The sequence below is a fragment of the Streptomyces sp. 15-116A genome, from assembly GCF_025290915.1.
In the GTDB taxonomy this organism is placed as follows: domain Bacteria; phylum Actinomycetota; class Actinomycetes; order Streptomycetales; family Streptomycetaceae; genus Streptomyces.
Genome location: NZ_JAOCQE010000221.1, coordinates 1 through 11,162, shown reverse-complemented (window position 1 = coordinate 11,162; position 11,162 = coordinate 1). Strand labels below are relative to the sequence as shown.

General features: G+C 70.8%; 10 protein-coding genes. 8 read left to right on the top strand and 2 right to left on the bottom strand.

From position 1 onward, the window contains the following. Nucleotides 1-632 (top strand): TetR/AcrR family transcriptional regulator (locus N4P33_RS26680; RefSeq protein ID WP_260829339.1); only part of this gene is annotated, 632 nt, incomplete at its 5' end. 146 nt (nucleotides 633-778) lie between these two features. Continuing rightward, nucleotides 779-2,632, top strand: a complete 1,854-nt coding sequence (gene ilvD, locus N4P33_RS26675; protein ID WP_260829338.1) for a dihydroxy-acid dehydratase — start codon at nucleotides 779-781, stop codon at nucleotides 2,630-2,632. 101 nt (nucleotides 2,633-2,733) lie between these two features. Here ilvD and N4P33_RS26670 read toward each other — a convergent pair whose 3' ends face one another. Further along, nucleotides 2,734-4,911, bottom strand: coding sequence for a serine/threonine-protein kinase (locus N4P33_RS26670; protein ID WP_260829337.1), 2,178 nt, complete (start codon nucleotides 4,909-4,911; stop codon nucleotides 2,734-2,736). A gap of 183 nt (nucleotides 4,912-5,094) precedes the next feature. On the opposite strand from N4P33_RS26670, the gene N4P33_RS26665 reads away from it, so the two are divergent. From N4P33_RS26665 to proC, 6 genes are all read left to right on the top strand, one after another. After that, nucleotides 5,095-5,409 (top strand): SH3 domain-containing protein, encoded by a 315-nt coding sequence (locus N4P33_RS26665; protein ID WP_260829335.1) that lies wholly within the window; start codon nucleotides 5,095-5,097, stop codon nucleotides 5,407-5,409. Between the two features lie 37 nt (nucleotides 5,410-5,446). Then, nucleotides 5,447-5,782 carry an SH3 domain-containing protein gene (locus N4P33_RS26660; protein ID WP_399030163.1) on the top strand — a complete coding sequence of 112 codons (336 nt, stop codon included), beginning with the start codon at nucleotides 5,447-5,449 and terminating at the stop codon, nucleotides 5,780-5,782. Between the two features lie 44 nt (nucleotides 5,783-5,826). Continuing rightward, a complete protein-coding gene (locus N4P33_RS26655; RefSeq protein ID WP_260829334.1) occupies nucleotides 5,827-6,330 on the top strand; it encodes an EamA/RhaT family transporter in 504 nt (167 codons plus the stop codon). Between the two features lie 577 nt (nucleotides 6,331-6,907). Then, nucleotides 6,908-7,711: an ABC transporter ATP-binding protein gene (locus N4P33_RS26645; protein WP_260829333.1), complete on the top strand. Its 804-nt coding sequence runs from the start codon at nucleotides 6,908-6,910 to the stop codon at nucleotides 7,709-7,711. Beyond that, nucleotides 7,708-8,508, top strand: a complete 801-nt coding sequence (locus N4P33_RS26640; RefSeq protein ID WP_260829332.1) for an ABC transporter permease — start codon at nucleotides 7,708-7,710, stop codon at nucleotides 8,506-8,508. The genes N4P33_RS26645 and N4P33_RS26640 overlap by 4 nt, the downstream gene beginning before the upstream one ends. A 129-nt stretch (nucleotides 8,509-8,637) precedes the next feature. Next, nucleotides 8,638-9,450: a pyrroline-5-carboxylate reductase gene (gene proC / locus N4P33_RS26635; protein ID WP_260829331.1), complete on the top strand. Its 813-nt coding sequence runs from the start codon at nucleotides 8,638-8,640 to the stop codon at nucleotides 9,448-9,450. Between the two features lie 45 nt (nucleotides 9,451-9,495). Here proC and trpS read toward each other — a convergent pair whose 3' ends face one another. Next, the gene (trpS, locus tag N4P33_RS26630) at nucleotides 9,496-10,533 is read right to left on the bottom strand and encodes a tryptophan--tRNA ligase (RefSeq protein WP_260829330.1); all 1,038 of its coding nucleotides are present in this window, start codon (nucleotides 10,531-10,533) and stop codon (nucleotides 9,496-9,498) included. Nucleotides 10,534-11,162: the final 629 nt, after the last annotated feature.

Sequence of the window (11,162 nt, the reverse complement as noted above, 5' to 3'; positions counted from 1 at the left end):
CCCCCGCCCAGCAGGGCGCCCGCACCCCCACCCCGGCAACCCCCCGCCGCCGCGGCCGCCCCGCGCGGGCCGAATCCGGCGACACCCGCGACCGCATCCTCAGTGCCGCCCGCGAGGAGTTCTCCCAGCGCGGGTACGAGAAGACGTCCGTCCGGGGCATCGCCAAGGCCGCCGGTGTCGACTCCGCCCTGGTGCACCACTACTTCGGCACCAAGGAGCAGATGTTCGAGGCGGCGGTGGAGGTCGCCTTCGCGCCCGCCCTCACCCTGCGGGACGCGGTGATCACCGGTCCGCTGGAGGAGGCCGGCGAGCGCATGACCCGGATGCTCCTCGGGCTCTGGGAGAACCCGGTGACCAGGACGCCGCTCCTCGCGATCGTCCGCTCCGCCGTGAACAACGAGACCGCGGCCGCCGTCTTCCGCCGCCTGGTCGCCACCCAGCTGCTGCGCCGCATCGCCGACCAGGTCGACCTGCCGGACGCCGAGCTGCGCGCCGAACTCGCCGCGGCGCAGCTCGTCGGCATCGCGATGATCCGCTACGTGATCAAGATTGAGCCGCTGGCCTCGGCGGACCCGGAGCAGATCATCAGCCGGGTCGCACCCGTCGTCCAGGGCCACCTCACCGGCCGCTGACCGGCGTACACAAGACCGGGGAACTGAGATACGCATCCCGCATTCCGGACACCCTGTCCCGCCCTCTGGATGACCGGCGTACGCTCGACTCAGCCGGAACTGTCCGGCCGGCACTCTTCGAAGAAGGTCTGAAGGAGCGAGCGACGATGCCCGAGCTGAGGTCCCGCACAGTCACCCACGGCCGCAACATGGCGGGCGCCCGCGCCCTGATGCGCGCCTCGGGTGTACCCGGTGCGGACATCGGGCGGAAGCCGATCATCGCCGTGGCCAACAGCTTCACGGAGTTCGTCCCCGGCCACACCCACCTGGCCCCGGTCGGCCGGATCGTCAGCGAGGCGGTGCGGGAGGCCGGCGGCATCCCGCGCGAGTTCAACACGATCGCCGTCGACGACGGCATCGCGATGGGCCACGGCGGCATGCTGTACTCGCTGCCCTCCCGCGACCTGATCGCGGACAGCGTGGAGTACATGGTCGAGGCCCACTGCGCCGACGCCCTGATCTGCATCTCCAACTGCGACAAGATCACCCCGGGCATGCTCAACGCCGCGCTGCGCCTGAACATCCCCACGGTCTTCGTCTCCGGCGGCCCGATGGAGTCCGGCCGCGCCACGCTGGTCGACGGCACGGTCCGCACGCTGGACCTGGTCGACGCCATGGTCGACGCGGCCAACGACAAGATCTCCGACGAGGACGTCCTCCGTATCGAGGAGAACGCCTGTCCGACCTGCGGCTCCTGCTCGGGCATGTTCACCGCCAACTCGATGAACTGCCTCACCGAGGCGATGGGCCTGTCCCTCCCCGGCAACGGCTCGGTCCTCGCCACCCACACCGCCCGCAAGGACCTGTACGTCCGAGCGGCACAGACGGTGATGGACCTCACCCGCCGCTACTACGAGCAGGACGACGACTCGGCCCTGCCGCGCAACATCGCCACCTTCCAGGCGTTCGAGAACGCCATGGCCCTGGACATCGCGATGGGCGGCTCGACCAACACGATCCTGCACCTGCTGGCCGCCGCCCAGGAGGCGGAGGTCCCCTTCGGCCTCACCGAGATCGACGCCCTGTCGCGCCGCGTGCCGTGCCTGGCGAAGGTCGCGCCGAACGTCGCCAAGGACCGTACGTACTACATGGAGGACGTGCACCGCGCCGGCGGCATCCCCGCCCTGCTCGGCGAACTGCACCGCGCGGGCCTGCTGAACGAGGATGTCCATTCCGTCCACAGCCCCTCCCTCGCGGACTGGCTGAAGACCTGGGACATCCGCGGCGGCTCCCCGTCGCAGGAGGCCGTCGAGATGTGGCACGCGGCCCCCGGCTGCGTCCGCTCCGCCGAGGCCTTCTCCCAGTCCGAGCGCTGGGACAGCCTCGACGAGGACGCCGAGGGCGGCTGCATCCGCTCCGCCGAACACGCGTACTCCAAGGACGGCGGCCTGGCGGTGCTGCGCGGCAACCTCGCCGTCGACGGCTGCGTGGTGAAGACGGCCGGCGTCGACGAGTCCATCTGGACCTTCGAGGGCCCGGCGGTGGTCTGCGAGTCGCAGGAGGACGCCGTCAAGAAGATCCTCACCCAGCAGGTCAAGGAGGGCGACGTCGTCGTCATCCGCTACGAGGGCCCCAAGGGCGGCCCCGGCATGCAGGAGATGCTCTACCCGACCTCGTACCTGAAGAGCCGCGGCCTGGGCAAGGCCTGCGCCCTGGTCACCGACGGCCGCTTCTCCGGCGGCACGTCGGGCCTGTCCATCGGCCACGCCTCCCCCGAGGCGGCCTCCGGCGGCACCATCGCCCTGGTCGAGGACGGCGACCGCATCCGCATCGACATCCCGAACCGCTCGATCGAGCTCCTCGTCGACGAGGCGGAACTCGCCCGCCGCGAGCAGGCCCTGAACGGCCGGTACGCCCCGAAGAACCGCGACCGCAAGGTCTCGGCGGCCCTGAAGGCCTACGCGGCGATGGCGACGAGCGCCGACAGGGGCGCGGTCCGCGACATCAGCAAGCTGAGCTGACCCCCACCCGCCGAGGCATCAGCAGGCTGAGCTGACCCCAACCCGCCCGAGGGCCGCCCCGTGACGTCACGGAGGCGGCCCTCACCCGTCCTGCCGCACGCCTACCACCCGGCCGGATCCCGCCCGTCCACACCGAACACACTCCCGTCCGGCGCGGAGCCAAACACCCGCCCACCCACCACCACGGGTCGCGGCAACGCCCCGGCCACCCGATCCCCGGCCGCCCCGAGCCGCACCGAGGTCTGCCCGACCAGCCGCCCGTCCCGAACATCGACAGCGATCAACCGCCCGTCGGGGGCGGTGACGTAGACGTGCCGCTCGTCGGCGGCGGGTACGGACGTGCGGGTCATGCCGGTCTCGACGCTCCACCGCTGTCGCAGCGCTGCGGTGTCGACGGCCACCAGCCTGCCGCCGGCGCCGGTGAGGTAGGCGGTGTTCCCGCGTACCGTCCCGTGGGGCTGCTCCAGGGGGACGGCCAGGGTGGCGCGTCGCACCTTCCGGGTGTCCGGCTCGTAGCGCACCACGGACCGCGCCTCGCCGTATACCGTGCCGACGGAGAGGAACACCACCGCGCGGTCCGCCGTCCCGACCGGCCGCAGCGACCCGGCCAGCCGTGCCTCCCAGCGCACCTCCCCGCTCCGTGGATCGACCGCCGTGACGTGCGTGCGCCCGGTGTCGACGGACGTACTGGCCGCATAGGCCAGCGGATCTCCCGCGAACGACTGGAAGGCCGGCGTCGGGTGCCCCGGTATCGGGTGGCTCCACTTCGTGTCTCCCGAGGCACCGTCGACCGCGGTGACCGTGCCGTCCGCGCCCGTGAGCAGCAGCATGTTCCCGGCGCGCGCGATGTGCTGGTACGCGGCGGCGTCCTGACGCCACTTCGGCTTGCCCGAGGCGGGATCCAGCGCCTCCAGGCCGCGGCCCTGAGCGAGCGTGGGCTGCACGAGGCCGCCCGACGCGACCGGCGGCAGGCTCGGGCCCTTCGGCACGGTGTGCCGCCACAGCTCGTCGCCGTCGTCCGGGTCGAGAGCGAAGACCCTCCCCGATTGCGCGCACAGCAATCTGCCGGTCCCGTACGAGCACTGCGCGAAGCCCTGCTTGCCGCTGAGGCCCACCTCCCAGGCGTCGAACCACGGCGGCTCAGCGTGCGAGACCGTGCTCTTCGGCACCGTGTCGCCACCGGTGAGCAGGGGGACGGTGACGAGGGCGCCGATCACCGCGAGGCCGAGCGCCCCGGCGCCGAGAACCATCCGTCGGCGAAGGCGCAGCGTGGGCCGACGCTTCGCCTGCGAGCGGCCGGAAATTTTGCCGTCCCCGGCCGAGAGCTCGTCGTCCCCTTCCGCTTCCGGGGCATGGTCACGCGCCGGCCCGGTCTGCCCGAGCCCGGCCGCGCTCGCCGGTTCGTCCGCCCTCGTCCGCTGCAACGGTATGAACGCCTGTGTGTCGTACGAGGCCGCGGCCGACCGCAGTTCCCGCATCAGTTCATCGGGGGCCGGCCGGTCTTCCGGTTCCTTGGCCAGGCAGCTCAGCACCAGCGGCACGAGATCGTCCGGCACACCGGTCAGATCCGGTTCGTCGTGCACCACCTGGTAGGCGACGACGTACGGGCTGTCGGAGTCGAAGGGCCCACGCCCGGTCGCCGCGTGCACCAAGACGGAACCGAGGGCGAAGATGTCGGCGGCCGGCCCCACCTCGCGCGGGCGCCGGAACTGCTCGGGCGCCATGAACGGAGGTGTGCCGATCAATTTGCCGGTCTCCGTGCGCAGTTCGCTGTCGCTCGGCCGGGAGATGCCGAAGTCGATGACCTTCGGTCCGTCATCGGCCAGCAGTACATTGCTCGGCTTCAGGTCCCGGTGCACGACGCCCACCCGGTGGATGTCCCGCAGTGCCTCCGCGAGCCCGGCCATCAGCTGACGCAGCTGGAACGAGGCCATCGGCCCGTTCCGCTTCACCTGCTCGGCCAGGGTCGGACCCGGAATGAACAGCGTGGCCATCCACGGCCGTTCGGCCTCCGGATCGGCGTCCACGACCGGCGCGGTGAAGGCACCGCTCACGCGCCGCGCCGCCGCGACCTCCTGCCGGAACCGCCCCCTGAACTCGGGATCCCGCGCGAACTCGGCGTGTACGACCTTCACAGCGAGCTTCAACCCGGAGGTGCTGCGGGCCAGATGCACCACACCCATGCCACCGGAGCCCAGCCGCGACTCCAGCCGATAGTGACCGGCGTACTCCGGAAGCTCCGCTTCCGCGCCCGCTCCGGTGTTCCGCTGCGACGCCATGGAACCACCCCCGTGCTGTTCGTCCGCGCGCGCGAACCACGGAGCCTAGTCGATGAGGCGTACGAGGCTGAGGCGGCTTGCTAGCGTCTGTGTTCCAGAAGCACACAGGTGTGCGTCCTGTGCTTCCAGGGAATCAACGGAACCTCATGACACCCATGAGGTGCACAACGGGGGAGGAATTCCATGGCAGTCGACCATGTCGAAGAGGCAGAGGGAACCACGGAGACGATGGCCGCCGACGCCGCGGCCGTGCGCTACTACTCGGTCGCACCGGGCGTCCGTCTCAATGTCCGCAGCGGCCCCGGCACCGGCTACACCCTCGTCCGCGTGCTGCCCGAGGGCGCGAAGGTCCCCATCTTCTGCCAGACCCCGGGCACCACGGTGACGGGTCCCTACGGCACGTCGAAGATCTGGGACAACATCGACAACGGCGAGTACGTCTCGGACGCCTACGTGAAAACGGGCAGCGACGGCTACGTCGCCCCGCGCTGCTCCTGACCCACCGACCATTCATCTCGTCACTCGAGGGACACCCATGACACTGCGCAGACGCAGATCCGTCCTGCTCGCCGCCGCCACCGGCGCCTTCCTCATGGTCCTCGGCACGGCGGCCGAGGCCGCGGTCCGCTCCTACCCGGTCGCTCCGGGTGTCCGGGTGAACATCCGCAGCGGCCCGGGTACGAACTACAGCATCGTGCGCGTCCTGCCCGTGGGCGCGAGCGTCCCGATCTACTGCCAGACCCCGGGCACCACGGTGACGGGTCCCTACGGCACGTCGAACATCTGGGACAACATCAGCAACGGCGAGTACGTCTCCGACACGTACGTGAAGACCGGCAGCGACGGCTACGTCGCCCCCCGCTGCGCCTGATCCCCGAGCGGCCCGCGGTCCGCCCCCGGCGCCATAATCGATGCGTGAGCGCAGCGAACGGCACCCCGGACAGCACCGCGGGCACCCCCGGCGGCCCCCGCCCCGAACCCCTCCGTTTCTTCGGGACGACCTGGGTCGACCACGACCGCGGCTACACCGCCCGCCGCATCGGCGTCGCCGTCGGCTCCCTGGCCGCAGCGGTCGCCGCCTGCTTCGTGCTGCGCTTCGCCTACCAGGGTCTCCGGATCGCCGACGTCGGCAACTTCGTCAGCTTCCTCATGGTCGTGATGTTCGCGATCTGCAGCGCGCTCGCCTTCCGTCACACCTGGGAGAGCTTCACCCGCCGCCACGACCCCGCCCGCCAGGCATCCCTCCGCGGCCTGCTGGCCATCGGCTTCGTCGGCTCCCTCCTCGCGTACTTCTTCCGCTCCCTCACCGAGGCCCCCGGCGAGAAACTCCACCGCGAGGAGTACGAAGCAGCCCGCACCCAACACGAAAAGCGCACCACCCGCCGCTCGGGCAACCCGAAGAAGCGCCGCCGCCCCTGAGCTGCGCCGCTCAGACCGCGCGAACGCGAAACGCCGACCGCCCCGAGCGCCCCGCCCCCGCACCGGCGACCGCAGGTCACCGCCGCCGCCCGACGCCCGAAGCCTGCACCCCGCCCTCTCCGCAAGAGCAGCGTGGGGGGAACCCCGCCGCCCCCTCGCCGGCTCCCGCGTCGCGGACATCGGGGCCCATACCGGTATCGCGACCGCGCTCCTGCACGCCCACGGCGCAGACGTCCTCGCCGTCGAGCCGGTGACGGCAGCATCCCCGGCTCCCTTTAGCCGGCGGCAACGGCAACGACCTCCCGCTCGCCGACGCCTCCACCGACCTCCTCACCTACGCCCAGGCCTGGCACCGGACCGACCTCACTGCCCGCCTGCGCTTCGCCCGCCGCACGGTCCGCTGGACCTGCCGCGTCCCCGTCGGCACCCACCTGGCCAACCTCGCCGGCCACTCGGTGTTCCTGGTCCACGGCGAACAGCACACCGCCGTATAGGAGACCTACGACGTCGTCCTCCTCCTCGCCCAGGCACCCCAGCCGCTTGACGGGCCCGGCCCCCCGAGAGGATTATTCATCACATGATGAATTACTCCTCCGGGCCGTCACACCCACCCTCGGACCCACCGGCCATCCGCGCCCAGGACCTCACCGTCGTCCGAGGCCCCCGCACGGTCCTGCGGAGCCTCGACTTCACCGTCCCGCGCGGCCAGATCACCGGCCTCCTCGGCCCCTCCGGCTGCGGAAAGTCCACCCTGATGCGGGCTGTCGTCGGCACCCAGGCCAAGGTCACCGGCACCCTCGACGTCCTCGGCCGCCCCGCCGGACACCCCGCCCTGCGCACCCGCATCGGCTACGTCACCCAAGCCCCCTCCGTCTACGACGACCTGACCGTCCGCCAGAACCTCGACTACTTCGCCGCGATCCTCCACCCCGGCCGCGCAGCCGCCGAACTCCGCCACGAAACCGTCAGCCGAGCCATCGACGACGTCGACCTCACCACCCACGCCGACGCTCTCGCCGGCAACCTCTCCGGCGGACAGCGCAGCCGCGTCTCCCTCGCCGTCGCCCTCCTCGGCACCCCCGAACTCCTCGTCCTCGACGAACCCACCGTCGGCCTCGACCCCGTCCTGCGCCGCGACCTCTGGCAGCTCTTCCACGACATCGCCGCCCAACGCGGCGCCACCCTGCTGATCTCCTCCCACGTCATGGACGAGGCAGAGCGCTGCCATCGCCTCCTTCTCATGCGCGCCGGCGAGATCCTCGCCGACGACACCCCCGACGCCCTCCGCGACCGCACCGGCTCCGACACCGTCGAAGCGGCCTTCCTGCACCTGGTGGACGCGGCGATCGCCGCAGGCCGCGCAAAGGAGACCACCCGATGAGCACCACACCCACGCCCACCACGCCCGCGCCGACGCTCACCCCCGCCCCGACCGGCGCCCTCAACGCCTCCCGCACCACCGCCACCGCCGCCCGCGTCCTGCGCCAGCTGCGCCACGACCCGCGCACCATCGCCCTGATGCTGCTCGTCCCCTGCCTGATGCTCCTCCTGCTCCGCTACGTCTTCGACGGCAGTCCGCGCACCTTCGACAGCATCGGCGCCTCCCTCCTCGGGATCTTCCCGCTGATCACGATGTTCCTGGTCACCTCCATCGCCACCCTGCGCGAACGCACCTCAGGAACCCTCGAACGGCTCCTCGCCATGCCCCTCGGCAAGGGCGACCTGATCGCCGGCTACGCCCTCGCCTTCGGCACCCTCGCGATCATCCAGTCCGCCCTCGCCACCGGCCTCGCCCTGTGGTTCCTCGGTCTCGACGTCACCGGCAGCCCCTGGCTCCTCCTCCTCGTCGCCCTGCTCGACGCGCTCCTCGGCACAGCCCTCGGCCTGTTCGTCTCGGCCTTCGCGGCCTCGGAATTCCAGGCGGTCCAGTTCATGCCGGCGGTGATCTTCCCCCAGCTCCTCCTCTGCGGCCTGTTCACCCCACGCGACAACATGCACCCCGTCCTGGAGGGCATCTCCAACGTCCTCCCCATGTCGTACGCCGTCGACGGCATGAACGAGGTGCTCAAGCACACCGACATGACCGCCACCTTCGTCCGCGACGCCCTGATCGTCGCCGGCTGCGCCCTGCTGGTCCTCTGCCTCGGAGCGGCAACCCTCCGCCGCCGCACGGCGTGAAGACCGCGGCGCGAGGCGACCACCCGCGCCACACCCCGCGTCCCGCCTGCCGGACACCGGCCCGCCCCCACCCCGCCCGAGTGCGAGGATGAAGCAGGACGACGCACACCCCGGAGGGCACCCCCAGCCATGACCCAGAAAGTCGCAGTCCTCGGCACCGGCAAGATCGGCGAAGCCCTGCTCAGCGGAATGATCCGCGCCGGCTGGGCGCCCGCAGACCTCCTGGTCACCGCCCGCCGCCAGGAACGAGCCGACGAACTCCGCACCCGCTACGGAGTCACCGCGGTCTCCAACCAGGAGGCGGCCAAGACCGCCGACACCCTGATCCTCACGGTCAAGCCGCAGGACATGGGCGCCCTCCTCGACGAACTCGCCCCGCACGTCCCCGCCGACCGCCTGGTCATCAGCGGCGCCGCCGGCATCCCGACCTCCTACTTCGAGGACCGGCTCGCCGCGAACACGCCCGTGGTCCGCGTCATGACCAACACGCCCGCCCTCGTCGACGAGGCCATGTCGGTCATCTCCGCCGGCAGTCACGCCACCGCCGAACACCTCGCCCACGCCGAGGAGATCTTCGGCGCCGTCGGCAAGACCCTCCGCGTCCCCGAGTCCCAGCAGGACGCCTGCACCGCCCTCTCCGGCTCCGGCCCGGCGTACTTCTTCTACCTGGTCGAAGCCATGACCGACGCCGGCATCCTGCTGGGCCTGCCCCGCGACAAGGCCCACGACCTCATCGTCCAGTCCGCGATCGGCGCCGCCACCATGCTCCGTGACAGCGGCGAACACCCGGTGAAACTCCGCGAGAACGTCACCTCCCCCGCGGGCACCACCATCAACGCCATCCGCGAACTCGAGAACCACGGCGTACGCGCCGCCCTCATCGCCGCCCTCGAAGCCGCCCGCGACCGCAGCCGCGAACTGGCCTCCGGCACCAAGGACTGACCGCGTGCGCGGCCGTGGTCGCGGTCGTGCCCGGTACCGGTACCTCTACCGAGCCGCGCTCACCCCGACCACGGCCCCGCTATCGGCCCCGGCCGGCAACAACCCGATCGCCCGATACGCCGCATCCACGGTCGGCCGAGCCATACCCCGCGCCCGCTCCGCACCATCCCGCAGCACCCCCTCCACATAGCCAGGATCCGCGCACAACTCCTTGTGCCTCTCCTGCACGGGCCTCAGGACCTCCACCACGGCCTCCGCCGTGTCCCTCTTCAAAGCGCCGTACGACTCATATACACCGGCCAGCCCGGATGGGTTCCCACCCGTGCACGCGGCGAGGATCTCCAGCAGATTCGCCACCCCCGGCCGGGACGCGCGGTCGTACACGACCTCCCGCCCGCTGTCGGTCACGGCCCGCATGACCTTCTTCCGCACCACGTCCGGCTCGTCCAGCAGATAGACGATCCCCGGCCCGACGTCCTCGCTCTTGCCCATCTTCGACGCCGGATCCTGCAGATTCATCACCCGCGCCGCCACCGCGGGAGGCGTGGCCCGAGGCACCACAAACGTGTGCCCGTAGCGCTGGTTGAACCGCACGGCCAGATCCCGGGCCAGCTCCACATGCTGCGTCTGGTCGTCCCCCACCGGCACCTCGTCGCTCCGGTACGCCAGGATGTCGGCCGCCATCAGCACGGGGTACGTCAGCAGCGACAGCCGCACACTCCCGCCCCGCCGCTGCTCCCGAGCGGCCTTCTCCTTGTACTGGATCATCCGCCGCATCTCGCCGTCGGTCGCCACGCACTCCAGCAGATACGACAGCCGCGCGTGCTCGTCGACATGGCTCTGCACGAACACGGTGCACCGCTCCGGATCCAGCCCCGACGCCAGCAGCAGCGTCGCCGACTGCCGGCTGAGCCTGCGCACCCGCGCCGGGTCGTGGTCCACGGTCAGCGCGTGCAGATCGACGACACAGAACAGCGCATCGGCCCGGTACTGGTCGACCGCGGCCCACTGCCGCATCGCCCCCAAGTAGTTCCCCAGCGTCAGATGCCCCGTCGGCTTGACCCCACTGAAGACCCGCGTCATCTCGTCTCCCTCTCCCTCTCCTGGTCGAGACCGCCGTCCCCGGCCGGCCGCCCCCGGAGCACCAGAGGGAGAAACGAAAACGGCCGCCGAGGCGGCGGCCGTTGAGTGCATACGTAGCGACGGCCGCCGTCAGGCGGCCCACCAGAACTGGCTGTACGTACGCGTCGTCATAGGGGACAGAGTACGCCCGGAGGGTGGGGTGGGCACCCGAGTTGACACGCCCCCGCGTGATCCGTAGTGTTCTCCGGGTTGTCCGACGTGAGCGCCGACTCCGGTCGGTCCCCGGACAGCCATTCCGCGAGTACCACCACTGATCGACGTCAGTCGTCTGTCTGTCGTCATGTCATCGGCGTGCGTATTCGCGAAATGAGGAATCCGCGTTCGAAAGGGCGCAGGCCCCCGATTAGCTCGGGAGCCGGGAATCCGCTAAAGTCTCACTCGTCGGAACGGCCCAACGGCCGGGAAGACAAACCCCGCTGACTGGGGGTCAGGTCGAGAAAAAGATCTGATAGAGTCGGAAACACCGAAGGGAAGCGCCCGGAGGAAAGCCCGAGAGGGTGAGTACGAAGGAAGCGTCCGTTCCTTGAGAACTCAACAGCGTGCCAAAAGTCAACGCCAGATATGTTGAT